This window comes from Dyadobacter diqingensis, from assembly GCF_024220585.1.
Classification (GTDB): domain Bacteria; phylum Bacteroidota; class Bacteroidia; order Cytophagales; family Spirosomataceae; genus Dyadobacter; species Dyadobacter diqingensis.
Map to the genome: position 1 here is coordinate 253,298 of NZ_JAMXKF010000005.1, position 19,655 is coordinate 272,952.

Sequence of the window (19,655 nt, forward strand, 5' to 3'; positions counted from 1 at the left end):
ACCTTCTCGGATCAATGAATTTGACTTTAAAGTTTCTCGCCAAAGAGAAAGTGATTTTGTATTTCTACTGGATTATGAGTATCATAATCGGCTTGGTTTTCTACTTTCAGGGGCCTCGAAGATTTAATAATCTGGTCATTTTTCGGCAGTCTTTTTTTCATCTTCTTGATCATAAGAATCTTTTCATCCCGTATCCTGGCGAGTACAACGACATCTTTTTATATCACCCCACTTTTTGTCTGCTTTTCAGTCCGTTTAGTCTGATGCCCGTTCCGGTATCGTTGGTGCTTTGGACGATTGGCTGCGCGCTTATTATTTTTTACGCGATTAAACGGCTGCCGATCGCTGATAACGAAAAGGTTTTTTTCTGGTGGTTTGTGCTGATCGAGCTGGCGACGACATTACACAGTCAACAGACGAATTCGATCATTGCTGCACTGGGATTATTTACTTTCATGTTTCTGGAAAAGGATAAACCCTGGTGGGCTGCCATTTTTCCGGTTATTGCTTTTTGTATAAAAGGGTATGGATTGATATTTGCCGCGCTTTTTATCTTCTATCCAAGGCCGTGGAAATACATTTTGTACTCGATCATGTGGCTGCTGTTATTCGCATTTTTGCCGCTTCCCGTTGTCGGGACGGAATATTTCACTCAGCTGTATATTGACTGGTTCAACTGCCTGACAAGCGACCATGCGGTCAATTTCGGGTATTCGATCATGGGAATCATACAGTTGGCTGACAATTCGTTAAGTGATAAAGATGTGACCAATGTTCAGTTTATAGGCCTGTTTTTGTTTGCCGTCACCTGGCTGACGAATCTGATACGTGGCGGAACTTATTCAAAAAACAGAAAACTGCTTTTGCTGGCGTACTGTTCTTTGTGGGTTATTGTCTTCAATCATGCTTCCGAGCCACCTACTTTTATCATTGCCGCGCAGGGTGTGGCGATTTTCTATCTGGTCAACCGGCACAACAGCCTACTCTGGCCGCAGGCTCTGGCGATTGTTTTTATTTTTCTAAGCATCGTCGCACATAAAGATATTTATCCGCCATCCTGGCCGTTCGGGTTCATTCCTTCATTAGTCGCCAAAACTTTGCCCTGCGTAGTGATATTACTTGTCTTGCAGATTCAGCTGCTTCTTAAAGATTCGGAAAGCGCATCGTTGCCGGATTAACCGGAAATGTAATTATTCCGCGCGGCTCCTTTCATTGTCATTCCCAAAATCTCTCTGTTTAACACTGATCTTGTTGTTTCCGAAACTATATGTCAGCGACAGCCTGAAAAACCGACTACTGTTGTTTTCATCGTAAACCTGTTTGATGCCGTTGACGACGGAAGTGTAATTTTTCAAATACGCGGTGTTAAACACGTCGTTGACGAGCAGTGAAAGCTGGATATTGTTTTTAAATAAATTTTGTTTGAAGGCGATATTAAGTCCTGACATGTAGCCGGTTTCGTATAATCCTCTTTTGGTTTTGGATGCGTAGAGGTAATCAACTTGCAGTTTGCTGGATTTCCCCAGAGAAAAGGTGTTGTTTGTCGAGAGATAAATCTGTGCTCCGTTTTGCGGTTTGGCGTCGATCTGACTGGTGAACCTGCTTTTCGAACCCAACCAATAAGCAGCATGCTGGCTTTGCCACCAGGCTGTTATGTTGGTTGAGAAACTTTCTCCGATGCCATAATAATGTTCCTTGTAGTAATTTTGTCTGCTGATAACCAGGGTATTGGTTTGCGCGTCAGAAGTGAATACGGGGCCAAAACCGTCGTTGGTGATATTGACAAAAATGTTGGTTCGGAACATGCCTTTGTATACATGCGTAAAGTCAAAATTATCGCTGAATGAAGGTTGCAGGAAAGGGTTTCCCTCGGAATAGCTGTTGCTGTTAAGGTAGGAACGAAACGGGTTTAAAATACCGAAACCTGGCCGGTTGATTCGTTTTCCGTAATTCAATAAAAAACTATGATTTTCATTTTTGACATAGGAAACATACAGGGTTGGAAACAATTTCAAATAACTGTTCCGGTTGTTTTGATTTAGGGTGAATGAATAACCTTTTGTCCGGGTATTTTCAACTCGCAAACCCACCTGAAAACTTAATTTCTGATTGACACTTTTATCAGCATTCATGTAAAAAGCATGATTGGTTTCACGGTATTGAAATTCGTTTGACCGGCCTTTATCCAATACGTTCAGGCCTGAAATAGTGTTGTAGTAAAGAATACCGGCCCGGCTGGTTATGAGACTGACCTTCGCTCCATAGGACAAATTGACGAATTTGAGCGGAAACTCCACATCGGCCTTTGCGCTGAAATTGCTGACATGCTGATCGGAGATATTTCTGGCCGACTGATTGATATTGAGGAATTCCATCGCCGGAGAGAAAGCAGTGGCGACGAAGTTGTTGTCCGTTTTAGCTTCGTAGGTAAAGTAGTCGAAATCAGCCGAAATTTTTCGGTTTAGCGTATCCAGTACCTGTACAATATGTGCATTGTAGGTATGACTTACGGAGTTGAGGTCTCTTTTTCCAATGTTCAGTAAAGACGAGTCGAGGCTGTTCCCTGTGTTTCTGACGAAGATCTTTGTAAGGTCGTTGCTGCCGGGATAACCGGCATTGCCAAGGTATTGAATGCCCAACGTTGTTTTCGGAGTGATATCATAATCCAGCGCTATTCTGCCCGAAAAATTATCTTCCTTTTGTTTCCCGGCATACCGAACCTCCCACGGACCTTGCGGATAATAAATGTTCAGATCCTGCTTTACTTTCGTGTATCCGAGCTTTGCGCCGGCGCTTAGAGCAAACCTGAACTTGTTTCTATTGTACAGAAAGTTATTCCTGAGCGCGTAGCTACGGTAGGTGTTCTGATCAAATGAAAGACCGGATGTATTTTTCCACGAATTCGCGGCACCTCTTTTTAAAATGATATTGATCAGTCCGCCGTTACCGGCTGCTTCATATTTTGCCGGCGGATTGGTGATGATCTCAACACTTTTGATATCGCTGGCAGAGATCGATTTTAGATAACTGACAAGCTCTTCACCGGACAATTCCAGGATTCGCCCGTCAATCATAACCTGCGATGCGCCTTTTCCCAGCATCGTGATTGCATTGTTTTGTATGACAATTCCCGGGGCAGCGCTGATCGCATTGATGGCGTTTCCTCCGGTTGCTGAAACACTGCTTTCTACATCAAAAATCAGACGGTCGGGCTGGTAGGTGATCAGGTTTTTTCTGCCTGTAACGACAACTTCTTTAAGTTCATCCGTATTTTCTCTCAATATGATTATCCCCAGATCGGTATCCGTATCCAGCGTCATTTCTTTTTGCCAGTCTTTAAACCCAAGGAAACTGATTTTGATTTTGTAAGTTCCTTTTTTAACTGACAGCTCAAAAGAGCCGTCTTCCCGCGCGATCTCGCCGGTTATCATTGTCCCTTGCTGATTGGAAAGTAGGATGCTGGCCCAGCCAACCGGTGCGGAATTGTTCCGGACATTTCCCTTTAAAATAATTTGCGCATTGGTACAGAAAGGGCAGAGTAAAAGGACGAGTAGCATTATTCTGGTCATATCGTTTTTGTTTTTTTCCAAAGGTGGATATTCAAACAAGGCTATGCGACCGATTAAAAAAAGTCGAACTGATTTCCCGGACAGAAAATGGTTCGACTTTAAAACGAGACGTACGACTTTTTTATAAGTTTCTTGTAATCAGGTATTTTTATATTGGGTTGGCGTTAGATCGGTATATTTTTTAAATGCCGTATTGAAAGACGATTTCGAATTAAAACCTACCTCGTAAAGAATTTCCAGTACCGTCATCTCTTTTTGGGCGGGGTCTTTCAGGATTTTCATGGCTTTTTGAATGCGGTATTCATTCACAAAATCGAAGAAATGCTGGTCAAGGTGGTGGTTGATCAATATCGACAGATCCCGCGCGGGTACCTTCATCTGATTGGCCAGTCGTTGCACGGTAAGGGTCGAATCCAGGTAAGGCTCATGTGCTTGCATGAAATCCCGGAGGTTTTGAATTTCGCGGGTTTTCGCTGACCGGGCGGGTCGTTCCGATACAGTCTCAGCGGCCTGTTCAGAAACCCAGTTTACAACGGGTTGTATGCGGGAGTCCACACCTCTGAAAAGGTCAGGATTATACAACGCTTTTAAAACAAACCAGCATAAAATAATAACGGCGTTGATACCCACGATGATCTGCGCACCATTGAAAATATCGGTTTGCTGCGTAAATCCGAGAAAATCCTTCACCATAACGATGGAATGGACTACGGTATCCACAACGGTCAGCTGAAAAAGCCACTGATAAGTGATGGTGGTCGAATCGGCGTAATTTTCGAGATATATTTTACGGTATTTTTGCAGCGTCAGAAAAATACCGGTGATGTAAAAAATGAATAACAAATGGCTCAGGATATTCTCGTACAGCGGAAATGAATTTTGAGAAAAACTTTCCAGAAAACTCTGTTTTGCTTGTTCATCAACCCAATAAAATCCAAGCAGCATAGCCGCATTGTAGGCCAGAAAAGGGATGGCGTGCAGCAGATGTTTTGGTTTCAGCTTAAAATCGGAGAAACAAATTGCGAGTGCATAGAGATAGAAAAGTGGATTGATCAGGTAGAAAAGTGAATTTCTGAAAATGTACAAATTCAAATGACTGCTCAGAAAACCTCCCGTAAACCATCCGCTCAGATCAATCGCGTTCAGAATAATAAAACCGGCCAGGAGTGTATTACCAAGCCTGTTTTTCGACTTCACCGTTAACAAAAAAACAGCCAGCAGGAGTGAAATGCAAACGGCAATCAGGGCGATAATACCTATCAAATTATTTTTATCCATCGGTTTTTTCAGGCAGGGTCAGGTTTCGCTGGGTTATGAAGGAGCGTTGTGTAGCAAATGTAAGAAAGGATTTTAGGTTTCTGATTTAGCCTGGCACAGCGCTGGTTGTCTAGCCCAATGTCTTTTTAATTTTTTCGCGATGAACCAGTCCCCAGTTTAGCAGCGTATTGGTCACGGGCAGTACATTTTGCCCATATTCGGTAATGGAATACGTTACAGTTTGCGGTTTGGAGTTTTGGACAACACGTGTAATGAGCAAATTTGTTTCCAGATCCCGAAGTTCCTTGACGAGCATTTTGGCTGAAATGCCGTCTATACCGCGTTTTATCCTGGTGAAATTATTTTCCTGATCTTTTCTGTTTGTCAGATAAACTAGTATTTGCAGCTTCCACTTTCCGCCAAGAACTTCAAGGCTATCGTGTAGTGCGAGCAATTCCTGTTTGCATTTTGACTTGGGCAATTCGTCTGTTTTCTGATCTGACGTCATGAGGAAGTGAGGTTGAAATGTTGGTAACCTAGAGTTAACCAATAGCAAATGTAGGCATTTGTGTTTTTAGTTTTGTACCGTCTGCGAACAGCTAATAAACCAAATTATATGAATCAAATTCCAAAAATTCCCCGTCGCGTGGTTACGGGAATCAAAGAGGGAAAGTCAACTATCACGGAAGATGCGATGGTGACGAACGTCTCCGAAGATTTTCCGGGACTGGTTATTTCTGATATATGGGCAACGGACAGCATGCCGGTTGACCTGAAAAAACAGGCTTATGTCAAAAATACGGCCATGCCGGTGACGCCTGATCATGGGTCGTATTTCAGATATGTGCATATCCCACCCGATAAAGATTTAGGAATAAAGTGGGAGGAAGGCCAGCCACATCCGCTGATGCACCAGACGGATACGCTGGACTATATCGTCATACTTTCCGGTGAAATCCATCTGATACTGGAGGAAGGGGATACGTTGCTGAGGGCGGGTGACATCGTCATTCAGCGCGCAACCAACCATGCGTGGAGCAACCGGTCGGATTTTCCATGTATACAGCTCGCCGTTCTTTTGAAAGCGAAAGTGTAACGGAGGATAATTAGTAAACGATCAGCGTGACTGGCTTTTATCAGAAGCTGGTCACGCTGATTTGTATTATTTGAACAAACAGATTTTAATAAAAATTAAAAATTGTTTGTAATTGCGCTGAATCATACTTTACTTTGTCTATCAAATTTATAGATTAATTCTTCTGATTTATTACCACCAGTAAGTCCGGATAGATTTAACATTGACTTCTGTTATGGATACGATTTATTCGTCGGCCGGTTTTTTTGCGGGCTGCGGGAAAAATGTGGTTTTGACTTTACTGCTTTACTTTTCAACGCATCCGTGTTCTGCTGTTTCTGTCATTTATAAGGTACGACGTATATGTTAAATCGTTAGATGTTCAGGCTGTGGCACATTTCCATCCGGACTGATCGCTCAATCTAAATTCAACGCTCACCATGAAACCCTGTTTTAATTAAAAGTATGAAATTTCCTCTTTTGCTATTTTGCCTTATTTCGATGAATACCCTTGCACAACGTGATCGCCAGGGACAGACGCAAAGTTCCGGGCACGACCACGCCAGCCATGTGGATGAGAATGAATTTGCGCACAATCACCTGGATCACATACAGGCTTATCGCAAGGAAACGGCTTATGTGCACAACCTTCCGCCGGCGCAGTTTCTGGAAGGTATTGGTACGTCGAATTTAAAGATCACAACCAAGTCGGAGCTTACTCAAAAGTATTTCAGCCAGGGCGTAGCATTGCTGCATGACTTCTGGGATTTTGAAGCCTATCGTTCTTTTAAGGAAGCCATTCGTCAGGATTCCACGGCTATTATGCCATACTGGGGCTTGTACAGCGCCATCGGCGCGACGGAAGGTCCGGACTTTGACAATGACAAAAAATTGGCTGTAAAAAAGCTTAAAGAGTTAAAGGGCAAGGCCGATGAACACGAAAAGCTCTATGCCGAAGCGATTCTGCTGCGTGATTCTCCGGGCGAAAGCAGCAAAAAAGAATACCAGAAAAAACTTGAAATACTGGTGCATAAATATCCGCAGGATGTGGATGCAAAATTGTTTTTGGCATTAAGCAAAATGACCGGTTATGATGTTGACCTTAACCCCAGAGAAGGGCAGATTTACAGTGAATATCTGCTGCGTGATGTTTTGAAAGCGGAGCCGGATAATGCAGGTGCACATCACTACTGGATCCATTTAATGGAAAACTGCTGTCCCGACGAAGCCATCAAAAGCTCTGAAAAAATGAAGCAGCTGACACCTGGTGCGGCGCACATGGTACACATGCCGGGGCACGTTTATTTCAAACTTGGACAATATCAGAAAGCCCACGAAGCTTTTGTAGCCGCGGTTGTGGTGGATTCTATTTATATGAAAAAACAGGGAATTCCGGAAGTAGATACCTGGAATTATATCCACAATATCAACTACTTACTTTCGAATTGTGCCGAGGACGGTCACTATAAAACGGCTTTGTATTATGCCGAGAAATTGCAGAATATGCCGGTAACGAAAGAACGGAAGGCTAAATATGAAGGTCGCTTTTTCTATCAGGGAATTGTGGCACCGGCGAAAATGGAGTTGTGTTTTGGTTATTACAAAAAAGCAGCGGACCGTTTGAAACTGATCAATGACCGTGATAGTATTTTTACCGGAAAGGCGATTGCTTATAAAGATGGTTTATATCTTTTTGCGCTGGGTATGGATGCCGTAAAAAGAAATAAAGTTGACGAAGCAAAGAAATACTCGGATGCACTGGATGCTCATTTATACCGCAACAGCATGCAGTCGTCGGGAGATGAAATTATTGCGGCGAGACGCCTGGGTGATCTCAATGTTGCTTCGCTGGAATTGCAGGGACTTATCAAAAGCCTTGAAAACAAGGATGATGAAGCGATTCGCATTCTTACCGTTGCCCAGAAAAAGGAACATGATCTTGGTTACAGCGAGCCGCCATCCTACGCGCGGCCTGTTTTGATCAGCCTGGGAGAAGTATATCTGAAAGCCGGTAAATACGACAAGGCGGTTAAAGCCTATGAAGATCTGGCCAAGAAACGCCCGAACAGTGCGAATGCTTTGTGGGGGCTTTACAAAGTTTACAAGAAAAAAGGAGATACAGAAAAAGCGAAAAAATACGCGTCTGAATTGCAGGAGATCATCAAGTTTGGTGATAACGGGTTGTATCCCTTGTAACCCTTTTGTGGTATAATAACAGAAAAAACAGCGGGATGACTCAAAACAAATATTTTTGGAGGTGTAATCTTACTTTGCTGATAATGAGTTGTTTTTGTTCCGTTGTTTTGTTCTTTTTTATAAAATGTAAAGAAAATGCTTTGGGTTTAAAAATTAATAACATTACTTTGTCTATTGATTTGATAGAGTAATTATTGTAACACCTGCTTTTTTACAAGTATCACAAGTTATAGTAAAAGGTGATTGGATCGTTGTTTTGATAATCTCTATTTAATTTATAGAATAAATATTTTAATTTTTAATCAAAAGGAATAACTAATAAAAAGAACCGCTCTGCCAAACAATTCGATCTGGTACATCGAATCAGGCAGAGCGGAGTAGATTCAATCGTCTAAATTAAATCAGTCAAATGTATGTATTTTATTACTAATGAGTCAAGATCTCGTTTTTCCGGAGATCTTGTTTTTACCAGAATTGCAGGGATTTTGGCTATGATTCTGGTGTTTTCCACATGGCAGTTTACCGCGGTAGCGCAATCAGGCGGCTCCGGTTCGGTGGCCGTGAGTGGGAAAGTCACGGATGAAAATAAGGAACCTTTGCCCGGCGTGAGCATACGGGTTCATAACAGCAGCCAGGGAGCTGTTTCGGATGTGGATGGCAACTTTAAGATAACGCTTTCGAGGCCTAATGAACTGCTGACTTTTTCCTTTATCGGATATAAACCGCAGCAAATCAATGCGGGAAACCGGAGTGTTATCAACGTGGCGCTTGCTGCCGATCATAAGTTACTAAACGAAGTTGTAGTAGTTGGTTACGGCACGCAGGAGCGTAAAAACGTGATTGGCTCCATCAGCAAAATAGATCCTTCTGAAACAAAATCAATTCCTACGGGAAGTTTTGACGCTCAGCTGCAAGGGAAAGTAGCCGGTGTTCAGATATCCAGCAGCACGGGTGTGCCTGGCGAAGCGATTAACATCCGTGTGCGTGGTGCCACTTCGATCAATGCCAGCAATGACCCGCTGTATGTTCTGGATGGTGTTTTTATCAATAGCACCAGTAACCAGACTTTCAGCACGGGAGGAAAAGCTACTTCACCGATTGCCGATATCAACCCGTCGGATATAGAAAGTATTGAGGTTTTGAAAGATGCGGAAGCGACGGCACTTTATGGCTCTCGTGGTGCCAACGGTGTCATTATCGTTACGACCAAACGTGGTAATTTTGACCAGAGACCTAAAATTAATTTCAGCACTTCACAAGGCTGGGCCAAAGCAGCCAAACTTTGGGACCTGACAACAGGCCCGGAACATGCACAGCTTGTCAACGAGTGGTGGATCAATACCGGAAAAGATACGCCATCTTTAAACCGTAATGAGGCTAACAGACCGTTTCGTCCGGTTTCGGAAGGTGGCCGTGGATTGCCCGAGGAGCAGAAAACTTATGATCGTTTGAGCGAGGTTTTTCAAACCGCACAGCTTCAAAACTATGATCTTTCTTTAAGCGGAGGAACAAAAACGACAAAATATTACATCGGAGGAGGTTATAACAGTCAGGAATCGATTTTAAAACCGATCACTTTTCAAAGAGCCAGTTTTAAAGTAAATCTTGATCAGAAGGTAAACGACGCCGTGACGGTAGGCGTAAGTAATACGTTTTCACGCACGTACCGGAACCAGGCAAGGGCGGGGGACGGACCTGCTGGTGGGCTTTTACAGGCGGCATTGCATACGCCAACCTATCTTTCGCCGGTCAATGAAAACGGTGAACTCGTAGGTCGTGCCGGATTTGATAACACGACTTTGCTATTGAAATACTACGATGTAAACTCGACCAGCCTTCGTTACATCGGGAACTTGTATCTGGAAGCGAACCTGCTCCCGAACCTGAAATTCAGATCGAGCTTTGGAATTGATTACAATAACTACGACGAGTCGGAGTACTGGAATACGTACCTGATCGCCGGCAGCCCAAGTGGTCTTGCGACATCCAGCATCGGCCAGTATACGACCTGGATTAACGAACAGACCCTTTCTTACCGGAAGAATTTAGGAGCGAAAAATTCATTCGGGATTCTGATCGGAAATACGCTGCAAAGTTCGGTGTCGGCGCGTACGGCGGCGGAAGGAAGAGGTTTTGCCAATAACTCTTTCACGCAGATATCATCAGCGGCTACCACGACCAGCTCACAAAGCTGGAGTAAAAATACGCTGACCTCTTTTTTCGCCAGAGCGGATTATAATCACGGCGGTAAATACCTGGTAGACATAAGTTTACGTGCGGATGCTTCGTCCCGTTTTGGACAAGATAACAAATGGGGATATTTCCCGGCTGTCGGCGCGGCATGGCGGATCAAGCAGGAAGGTTTCCTGAAAGATTCGAGAGTGATCAGCGATCTTAAACTTCGTTCAAGTTATGGTATCACCGGAAACCAGAACGGAATTGGAGATTTTGCAGCGCGCGGACTTTGGGCGGGTGGTTCTTCCTACGAAGGTTTGCCAGGAATAGCACCGCAGCAGCTTGCAAACCCGAATCTGAAATGGGAAAAAACCAGTCAGGTGAATGTGGGGGTGGATCTTGGTTTGTTTGACCAGAGAATTACGTTAGAACTTAATGCTTACCGCAAGTATACCTCTGATGGACTTTTGACGGTGGCATTGCCTGGAACCAGCGGTTTTAATACTTATTGGAGCAATGCAGCTGAAATCAGCAATAAGGGATTTGAGTTTGCGATCCAGACTGCCAATATCCGAAAATCAGATTTCACCTGGACTACCAACTTCAACGTGGCAAGAAACGTCAATAACATTGAGAAACTTGCCAACCCGCTTCGCTACGGAAGCCGCGATCTGATCTTGCAACAGCAAGGCTCTCCGCTTTATTCTTTCTGGGTTTACAAACAACTTTACGTGGATTCCCAAACAGGAAATACCGTTTATGAAGACGTCAATAAAGACGGGAAAATTACAGTGGACGACCGCCAGATCATTGGCAGTATCTGGCCGAAATTCTTTGGCGGTATTACCAACAATTTCACTTACAAAGGCATTGACCTGGGCGTGTTTTTTGCTTTTCAATACGGAAACAAGATTTACAACCATAACAAATTCTTTGGCGAAGGCGGCGGTGCCCGTGATGCGGCACGTGTCATTTTTGCGAGCAACAACGACAGATGGCAGAAACCAGGCGATATTACCGACGTTCCGAGACCGGATGGTGTTAACGTGAACAACTACCGCGACGGTGGAAGCCGCTGGCTGGAAGACGGTTCTTTCCTGCGCCTGCGTTCATTGAATATCGGTTATACAATTCCGAAAATCTTCACGAGTAAGCTCAGAGTTGAAACGCTCCGCATTTTTGCACAGGGAGCTAACCTGCTGACTTTTACCAAGTATACCGGTCTCGATCCTGAGTCAAGTGCGAGCAGCGCTGCCAATCAGCAAGGGATAGACCTGGGTACGCCTCCGCAGCCCCGTTCGGTGCAGGTTGGTGTGAACATCACTTTGTAATCAGGAAAGCAGCCATTAAATACCATTCTCAAACCTATCATGAGAAACATGAAAAGAATAAATTACTTACTCGCGTTGTCACTAAGCTTATCGGCACTCACTTCCTGTGATTCTTTCCTGGATGTTGAACCGAAAGCATCGATCTCCGACGAGCAGACCATATACGATAAAACTTCCGCAGAAACGGCTTTGCGTGGTGTGTACAACGCCCTGGCCAATGCAAATTATTACGGTACATCTTTCCAGTCGATCGGTTATTTATCGGGTGATAACATTCAGTGGACGGGCTCGCAATCCCAGGTTCAGGAATTTATCAACCACAAAGTGAATGCGGAAAATGCAACGGTAAGCTCGGCCTGGATTGCCATTTATGCAACGATCAACCGGGCGAATCAGTTGATTGCCAAAGTGCCTGCTGTGACAGATCCAACATTGACCGACGCGCTGAAAAACCCGATTGTGGGGGAGGCGTATTTCATCCGCGCACTCGCTTATTTTGACCTGGCAAGAACCTGGGGCGGTGTTCCTTTGATCACAAAACCGACGGCGACACCATCGGATAACTCGGGAATTAAACGTAGTAGCCAGGCTGAAACCTATGCTCAGGTTTTGAAAGATCTGGATGCGGCCGAACCTTTACTGGCAGAGACGGTTAACCGCTATCATGCAACACGGAAGACGGTCTGGGCTTTGAAATCCCGTTATTATCTGTACCAAAAAGACTGGGCGAAAGCAGAGGAATATGCCTCCAAGGTTATTTCTGATGCTGCTAATTACAAACTGCTTACACCGTACAACGCATTTTTTGCGAACAATGTCAGAGGAACCCAGGAGTCGGTTTTTGAAATTTTCTATAACGGAACTTCCGAAATTAACGATCATCGCGGACAATGGCAGCCGCAAACAAACGGAGGGACGCGGCAGTGGGCTCCAAATGATGCCTTTGTAGCGTTGGCTAACGATCCGGCGAAAGGTGGAAACCGCAGCACACTGGTGGCAAAAGACAATCAGTCACGGTGGTATGGAAATCTGTATTATCGCTCACCGGGCTCCGATCCTTCGTACGTCATCCGTATCGCGGAATTGTATCTGATCCGCGCAGAGGCGCGCACCCAGCAGGATAAACTTGCAGACGCCGCCACTGATTTGAACGCTATCCGCACGAGAGCGGGCCTTTCTGCCAGTACGGCAACGACCAAAGAGGATATTTTGCTTGCCATCGAAAATGAGCGGAAGATCGAATTTGCATTGGAACCTCACCGCTGGTTTGATTTGGTTCGCACCGGTCGCGCGGCTACGGTACTGAGCATCACAGATCCAAACAGATATCTGATGCCGATTCCTTCGACGCAGCTTCAGACTGATAAAGCACTGGAACAAAATCCTGGATATTAAATCTTAAACCCTTAATCTATGGCAACGCAACAAGTGTCAAATGCAGCCGGCTTTCGGGAATCTGCGGAACTGAATGCTCGATCGGAATGGTCCGGTGTCGAGAAAACAGCTTTTCGGATTGCCTTTATTTACTTCTTTTTGCTGGCTGTTCCGTTAGACTGGAAATATTATAAAACAGTATTTTCGATCAACTGGCTGAATCTGCATTATCGTGATTTTTTCAATCTTGCCCATTATTCGCCGGAGTTTTTCGGGCAAAATACCTGGTTAAACCTGGTTGGATTACTTGTTCTGGCCATTATTGGCGGGTTGGTATGGAGCTCGGCCGACAGGGAGAAAAAGGAATACAATGCCTTGTATTACTGGATCCGCGTCATTGTCCGTTACAGGCTGGCGATTGGGTTAATTGCGTATGGATTGATCAAATTCTTTCCACTTCAGTCGCCGCTGCCGTCCATCAGCAACCTGAATACGCAGTACGGCGATTTCTCAGACTGGAAAATATTTTCATTGACACTGGGCGTTGTACCGGGTTATCAGTCCTTTCTGGGGCTGGTTGAAATCCTTGGCGGATTGTTTCTTTTAAACAGAAAAACAACCTCCATCGGAACGCTGATTATCATTCCGTTCACAGGGAATGTTTTTATTTCAAATCTTGCTTATGGTGGCGGAGAGGCTGTTTACAGTTTTTATCTGATACTGCTTGCGTTGTTCCTTTTTGCGTTTGATGCGCCAAGATTTTACAGTTTGCTGGCACTTGAAAAACCAACGATTCCAAACCGGTTTAACCCTTCGTTTTCTCAAAAATGGGCGCAATACGGTCGTCTTGGTTTAAAAACATTTTTCATTTTTTTCTTTGTCATTCTCTTTGGCTTTAAGACAAGAAACGGGTATCACGACGACCAGTATCAATATCCGAAAACGAAAGGCCTAACGAAGGCCAGCGGAATTTACAACGTGGCTGAGTTCCGGATCAACAGCCAGACTGTGCCTTATTCACCAATTGACCCCGTGCGCTGGAAGGATGTTGTTTTCGAAGACTGGGCAACATTAAGTATCCGTTCCAACCGTCCGGTGATCATCGATTCGACCAATATTGAAGAGATCAAAGAAAATGATCAGGACAGGGTTTATGAGTTTTTGGGTTCTGCGGGACGGCATTATTACAGCTATAAAGTTGATGAAAAGGCAGGCGTGTTAAATCTGGAAAACAGAAACAAAAACTATCCGTCGGATAAATTTCAGCTGCATTATACTCGTCCGGATTCAGCTACCATTATTCTTTCTGGGCTGGATGCGGATCAGGATTCAGTGTATGTACGTCTTGAAAAAATTAACAAAAGATACCTTCAGACCGAAATCAAAAAGCTCGGCAGAAGAGGAAGTCCGAAACTGTAAATGATTCTGTCATCAAATAAAGGATAAACAATATTCATTATGTCAACTTCAAATAGTAATTCGGCTGATCTGGTAGAAGAATTGTCTGGCGTCCGGAACACTCCGAAAACGGAGGGTAAAAATAATCCGTTGCAGGTTTCCTGGCCTGAATGGCAGAAAATCCTGTTCCGGGTGGCGTTTGTCTTCTTTGTAAGTATTTCGCTTCCATGGAATCCGGAATGGTACAAGGTTGTTTTTTCAATCGACTGGACAAATCTGCATTACCGGGATCCTTACGATGTGGCAAGGTTTGGCTCTGGTCTGGAAATTTTCGGCAGGACCCTCTTCGGCAGCAGCCTTAACGGATACGCAACCTATGTGATCACGCTTATTTTTGCGGTAGTTATAGCCGCTGTCTGGACATTGATTGCCAAAGTTGCCAAAAAAGATCCTGAAAATTATATCAGGCTAAATTACTGGCTGCGTACGATTGTCCGTTACCGCGCAGGTATCGGTATCATCGGTTTCGGGTTTACAAAATTGCTCCCAACACAAATGCCTTATCCGTCACTGGGACTGCTCAATACGGATTTCGGTGATTTTACTTTGCAAAAAATTTACTGGTTATCGGTAGGGATTGTACCCTGGTATCAGGTTTTCGCGGGTGTGGTGGAGATTGCAGGAGGCGTGTTGCTGTTTTTTAGAAAAACAACTTTTCTGGGTGCCGTGTTGCTTTTCGGTGCACTTGGCGATATCGTTTACGTGAATTTTGCTTATGACGGTGGCGTTCATGTTTACAGCACCTACTTTGTGATCTTGTCGGCGTTTTTGATGGTGCAGGACATTCCGCGTTTATACAGTCTGTTTGTTTTGGAGCGGCTTACCATTCCGGTTAACTACTATCCTGTTTTTTCAAAGGCCTGGCAAAAATATGCCCGTATTGGTGTTAAATCGGCTGTAATAGGCATTTTCCTGTTTCTGTTTTTTTACCTTTCTCTGGTAAATTTTCTTTACGATCCTTACAAGCAGCCGTCGACCGCAGGTATTAAAGAGTTGCGTGGTAACTATAATGTGACGGAATTTCGCCTGAACAATAAGGTGATACCGTATTCGCCGCAGGACACTGTCAGATGGCAATGGGCAACTTTTGAAAAATGGACTACACTGACTTTCAAGGTTAACAAGCCAACACCGCTTGATTTGTCAAACGGGGGAGGTGCGCCGATGAAAGACCTCAGCCGGACTTTTGAACTGACTGGCACCGGCGGGGGGCAGCGCGTTTTTCATTATTACGGAGATCCGGTGGATCATGTTCTTTATTTGCAGGATAAATTTAAGGCACCGTCAGGCAGGGAACTTGGTGCACGTGATGCCACCGATTTATCCGGCGGAGCGCAAAAACCGAGCAAGAAAAAACTCAGACCGGAAGATCAGCCGGATCCGAACTGGATCAGCAAAGCGGCTTTGGTTAATATCGGCGACGAGGTTTCCAAAATTGATCCGCGCGCGGCGTCGACACGTCGCGACAGAGAGTTTGCCGAGGCGCCTAAAAACGAAAAAAGAAACCGTATGATTTTGAGCTATTCCACCACGGATGGCTCGCGGGTCATTTTAAAGGGAATTGATCAGAATAAAGATTCGCTGTACGTGGTACTCGACCGCGTGAAGAAAAATTATGTTTTGCCAAAAAGTACGCTGGATGCAGGGAAATATGATTAGGTCAGGATTAGTTGTATCCATTTGCGCGTTTTTTCTGGTGTCATTCACATCGTTACAAAGCCAGACTACCCACAATTCGGGTAGTCTGGCTGACACGCTTGATTATCCCAAAAGTTTTGGGTTTGGAAGACCTGCAACCGACAGGGAAATTGCCGTACTCGATACGGATGTGCGTCCTGACGGAAAAGGCTTGCCGGCCGGCTCGGGAAAAGCTGCGAAGGGTAAGCTGGTATATGCCGCAAAATGCTCAGGGTGCCACGGAGTCACAGGTATTGAAGGTCCCAATGACCAGCTGGTGGTGATTAAAAATCCGGCTGACCCCAAGGTGAAAGCCCGGAATAAAACCATTGGCAACTATTGGCCTTATTCGACTACCGTTTTTGATTATATCAAACGCGCGATGCCGTTTAACCAGCCTGGCTCGCTTACGGATCAGGAAGTGTATGACCTGACTGCGTTTTTGCTTCATGAAAATGGATTGATCAGGGCAGAGGAAGTTATCGATGCTAAAACATTGCCCAAGGTTGTGATGCCGGCCCGTGATTTTTTTGTGCCTGATGACCGGAAGGACGGGCCAGAGGTACGTTAATTCGCGATCGTTTGATCCGCGTTAACCAGTTTTACATGAATTCGAATCATCGTGATGCGTGATAAAAAAGAGGATAAGTCTTTAATAACAGAAAAAAAAATCAGCAGGCGCACGCTTTTGGGAGGTGCGGCTACGGCTGCGGTGGTGCTAGCACAAACTGCTTCGGGAAAATCATTCCAGGCCGCTTTGACGCAGTCTGAATTGCTCTGGATCGAAGATCCGACCAAAGTTCCCGGTGTCCCTCCCGGAACGCTGGGAACACGATCGCCTTTTGAAAAACCGGTTAAGGCCCCTTCCGATATTTCTTCGCGAACACCCTTGCAGGATTTGTTTGGTACCATTACGCCTTCTGATCTCCATTTTGAACGAAATCATAACGGCGTTCCGGCTATTGATCCGGCGAAATATGAGCTGGTCATTCACGGCATGGTTAAAAAGCCCATGGTTTTTAACCTCGCTGACCTGAAACGTTTTCCATCGGTTTCGCGAATCGCATTTCTGGAATGTTCCGGAAATTATCGGGGTGCTGCTGACGGTAAAATTACGCCGCAGCAGATATGCGGCTTAACCAGTCAGAGTGAATGGACGGGCGTAAAACTTTCGACTTTGTTCCGGGAAGTTGGCGTTGATCCCAAATCCACATGGTTTCTGGCAGAAGGTGGAGATGCGGCCGTGATGACGAGGAGTGTACCGGTCCAAAAGGGCTGGGAAGATGCGATTTTGGCCTATGCGCAAAATGGTGAGGCGATTAGGCCTGAGCAGGGTTATCCTGTTCGACTGTTTTTGCCGGGCTGGGAGGGAAATATAAATGTAAAATGGATCAGAAGAATAGAGCTTTCGGACCAGCCTTATCAGACCAGACAGGAAACTTCCAAATATACGGAAGCCGTCGGTGGCGGGAAAATCAGACAATTCAGTTTTACGATTGATGCACGCTCCATCATTACCTATCCGTCATATCCGAACAGGGTGGAAAAAGGCTGGATTGAAATTCGGGGTATTGCATGGAGTGGGAGAGGAAAAGTGGTGCGGGTAGAGGTTAGCACAGATGCCGGAAAAAGCTGGCAGCCTGCGGCTTTGCAGGATCCTGTTTTGGATAAGGCTCATACAGCTTTCCGGTATTTATGGAACTGGAACGGCCAGCCGACTGAAATATTGAGCCGCACGGTTGATGAAACCGGTTATACACAACCCTTCCTGAAAGATCTGCTGGCGGCGCGTGGCGGGAACATGGGTTATCACTTTAATCCGGTTACAGCCTGGTATATTCAGGGTGACGGGCAAGTGTTGTTTAAAGCGACTTAGATTTCTTTGTAAGAATAAATAAAACTATGAGCCGAATAATTTTCCTATTCGGCTCATAGTTTTATTATATTTGAGCCAAATAGAAATGATAATCGGCTCATGACATACAATTGGGAACTACCGGACTGGCCAGATTTTAAATATTCACTGGCCGATATCGAAACGCGACTTTATGCATTTGCTCTTGAAACGGGTGAGATTACCGGCATTCTGAAATCATTGCCCACAGAGGTACGGGAAGCTTCACTGTTGGAAGTAATGTTGTCTGAGGCTATCAAAACTTCTGAAATTGAGGGTGAGTTTCTGAGCAGGCAGGATGTGATGTCTTCCATTCGGAATAACCTGGGCCTGAATGAAACCAACGAGCCAGTTCGTGACCAAAAATCAAAGGGTATCGGAGCGTTAATGGTTGATGTCAGAAAAACGTATCAGGAACCTCTGACTTTTGAAAAACTATGGGACTGGCATAAGTTGTTGCTGGGTGGTTCGCTGCGCATTCGAATCGGGCAATGGCGGTCTGGTGAGGCACCGATGCAGATTATTTCAGGAAGTATAGGCAAAGAGAAAATACACTTTCAGGCGCCGCCGTCCGAACGGATTGCTGGTGAAATGACCCGCTTTATCCAATGGTTTAACGAAACAGCACCGGATGGCATAAAACCCATAAGCAGTGCTCCGGTTCGGGCAGCCATTGCCCATTTATATTTTGAAACAATACATCCCTTCGAAGATGGGAACGGTCGGATCGGCAGGGCTATTGCTGAAAAAACATTGTCGCAAACGCTTGGAAGGCCTGTGATGATGAGTTTGTCCCGGACTATCGAAGCTGACAGAAAACAATATTACTCGGCATTGGAAGAGGCTCAAAAAGGGAACGAAATCACACCATGGATTAGCTATTTTGCAGAAGTTGCTTTGCTGGCGCAAAGAGAAAGCCGGCAGTTGATTGACTTCACCTTACAAAAGACACATTTTTTTGATAGTCACAAGACGCAACTAAATGACCGGCAGACAAAGGTTATTCAAAAGATGCTGGAAGCGGGACTTAAAGGATTTGAAGGAGGGATGTCTGCTAAAAAATATATGTCTGTTGCAAAAACTTCAAAGGCTACCGCTACCAGAGATTTACAGGCGCTTGTTGAAATTGGCGTTTTTGAAGCTTCCGGGGGAGGCAGGAGTATTCGTTATGAGTTGATATTGTAACAAAACCAATTTTGTCGAAACTGCATGGCGAAACGCAAAATTTTTCTTTTAATTTTTACATAACGGTCCGATTTTAGTAACTTTAATATGCACTAAAATCAACAGGTTATGAGCTATTTAAAGAGTGTTTTATTTCTGTCTGCATTTTTGATCTGCCTGTCATTTACCACGCTGCATCACGGTTGGGCGGACTATGACCAAACCAAAGTACTTGATTTCAAAACGACGATCGATGAGTCGGTTTATGAAAACCCGCATGTACTGGTTAAGGTAAAATACAATAAGGAAACATGGACGGTCTTTTTGGCGCCAACAAGTCGGATGACCGACCGGGGATTAACCGGCGACATGATCAAAAAAGGTACGTCTGTGAGACTTGTGGCCTATCCGCACAAAACCGAGAAAGGTGAAATGCGTGCTGAAAGAATATTTGTTGACGGAAAGAAATTTGAATTACGCTAACC

The 19,655-nt window shown here is 44.8% G+C and carries 14 protein-coding genes; 11 read left to right on the forward strand and 3 right to left on the reverse strand.

All coding sequences use genetic code 11. The features are described from left to right. Nucleotides 1–14 precede the first annotated feature (14 nt). Nucleotides 15–1,178 (forward strand): glycosyltransferase family 87 protein, encoded by a 1,164-nt coding sequence (locus M1L62_RS16390; RefSeq protein WP_254560686.1) that lies wholly within the window; start codon nt 15–17, stop codon nt 1,176–1,178. 12 nt (nt 1,179–1,190) lie between these two features. On the opposite strand, the gene M1L62_RS16395 is transcribed toward M1L62_RS16390, so the two are convergent. The 3 genes from M1L62_RS16395 to M1L62_RS16405 all read right to left on the reverse strand — a co-directional run bounded on the left by M1L62_RS16395 (nt 1,191) and on the right by M1L62_RS16405 (nt 5,334). Further along, nucleotides 1,191–3,569, reverse strand: coding sequence for a TonB-dependent receptor (locus tag M1L62_RS16395; RefSeq protein ID WP_254560687.1), 2,379 nt, complete (start codon nt 3,567–3,569; stop codon nt 1,191–1,193). Between the two features lie 138 nt (nt 3,570–3,707). Then, entirely contained in the window at nt 3,708–4,847 is a 1,140-nt protein-coding gene (locus M1L62_RS16400; RefSeq protein ID WP_254560688.1) for a helix-turn-helix domain-containing protein, read from the reverse strand. A gap of 109 nt (nt 4,848–4,956) precedes the next feature. Further along, a complete protein-coding gene (locus tag M1L62_RS16405; RefSeq protein ID WP_254560689.1) occupies nt 4,957–5,334 on the reverse strand; it encodes a winged helix-turn-helix transcriptional regulator in 378 nt (125 codons plus the stop codon). 108 nt (nt 5,335–5,442) lie between these two features. On the opposite strand from M1L62_RS16405, the gene M1L62_RS16410 reads away from it, so the two are divergent. The 10 genes from M1L62_RS16410 to M1L62_RS16455 all read left to right on the forward strand — a co-directional run bounded on the left by M1L62_RS16410 (nt 5,443) and on the right by M1L62_RS16455 (nt 19,653). After that, nucleotides 5,443–5,922 carry a cupin domain-containing protein gene (locus M1L62_RS16410; protein WP_254560690.1) on the forward strand — a complete coding sequence of 160 codons (480 nt, stop codon included), beginning with the start codon at nt 5,443–5,445 and terminating at the stop codon, nt 5,920–5,922. A 444-nt stretch (nt 5,923–6,366) separates the two neighbouring features. After that, a complete protein-coding gene (locus M1L62_RS16415) occupies nt 6,367–8,097 on the forward strand; it encodes a tetratricopeptide repeat protein (protein ID WP_254560691.1) in 1,731 nt (576 codons plus the stop codon). A gap of 491 nt (nt 8,098–8,588) precedes the next feature. Continuing rightward, entirely contained in the window at nt 8,589–11,603 is a 3,015-nt protein-coding gene (locus M1L62_RS16420; RefSeq protein WP_374760307.1) for a SusC/RagA family TonB-linked outer membrane protein, read from the forward strand. A gap of 48 nt (nt 11,604–11,651) precedes the next feature. Next, on the forward strand, nt 11,652–12,998 hold the full coding sequence (locus tag M1L62_RS16425) for a RagB/SusD family nutrient uptake outer membrane protein (RefSeq protein WP_254560693.1): 1,347 nt from the start codon (nt 11,652–11,654) through the stop codon (nt 12,996–12,998). An 18-nt stretch (nt 12,999–13,016) separates the two neighbouring features. Continuing rightward, nucleotides 13,017–14,396: a DoxX family protein gene (locus M1L62_RS16430; RefSeq protein ID WP_254560694.1), complete on the forward strand. Its 1,380-nt coding sequence runs from the start codon at nt 13,017–13,019 to the stop codon at nt 14,394–14,396. Nucleotides 14,397–14,435: 39 nt separating this feature from the next. Beyond that, entirely contained in the window at nt 14,436–16,094 is a 1,659-nt protein-coding gene (locus M1L62_RS16435; protein WP_254560695.1) for a hypothetical protein, read from the forward strand. Next, nucleotides 16,087–16,683, forward strand: coding sequence for a c-type cytochrome (locus tag M1L62_RS16440; RefSeq protein ID WP_254560696.1), 597 nt, complete (start codon nt 16,087–16,089; stop codon nt 16,681–16,683). The genes M1L62_RS16435 and M1L62_RS16440 overlap by 8 nt, the downstream gene beginning before the upstream one ends. Before the next feature lie 54 nt (nt 16,684–16,737). Beyond that, nucleotides 16,738–17,988, forward strand: a complete 1,251-nt coding sequence (gene soxC / locus M1L62_RS16445) for a sulfite dehydrogenase (RefSeq protein WP_254560697.1) — start codon at nt 16,738–16,740, stop codon at nt 17,986–17,988. Between the two features lie 99 nt (nt 17,989–18,087). Continuing rightward, nucleotides 18,088–19,191, forward strand: coding sequence for a Fic family protein (locus M1L62_RS16450; protein WP_254560698.1), 1,104 nt, complete (start codon nt 18,088–18,090; stop codon nt 19,189–19,191). Between the two features lie 108 nt (nt 19,192–19,299). After that, on the forward strand, nt 19,300–19,653 hold the full coding sequence (locus M1L62_RS16455; protein WP_254560699.1) for a DUF6152 family protein: 354 nt from the start codon (nt 19,300–19,302) through the stop codon (nt 19,651–19,653). Nucleotides 19,654–19,655: the final 2 nt, after the last annotated feature.